This window comes from Vibrio sp. 10N.222.46.A1 (assembly GCF_041473595.1).
GTDB classification, from domain to species: domain Bacteria; phylum Pseudomonadota; class Gammaproteobacteria; order Enterobacterales; family Vibrionaceae; genus Vibrio; species Vibrio tasmaniensis_A.
The window spans coordinates 1-248 of record NZ_JBFRSN010001449.1 but is presented as its reverse complement, the minus strand read 5'-3'; the positions used below and the strand labels follow the sequence as shown (position 1 = coordinate 248).

The 248-nt window shown below is 49.6% G+C and carries 1 pseudogene; it reads left to right on the top strand.

Annotation, left to right across the window (positions count from 1 at the left end):
- Positions 1-248 (top strand): annotated as a pseudogene (locus tag AB4496_RS27280) (hypothetical protein); the annotation flags it as partial.

The window sequence follows — 248 nt, the reverse complement described above, 5'->3', positions numbered from 1 at the left end:
CAAGCCTCAGTTAAGGCTGGTGTTGAAGCACGAGTTAAAGTAGAAACCGACTTGCATGCAAAATTCGGCAGCAATGGCGGGGCGGGGATTATGAAGGGGCGGGCGGGCAAGCCGGAAATAGGCATAACAGGCAATGCCGGTGTTAGCCAAGGATTAGGAAAAGAAACCAACTTTTCACAGGCTGAGCTTGAAAATCGTAATGGTTTTGCACCAATGCAGTTGATCCCTGGCATCGATATCGGGGTTAA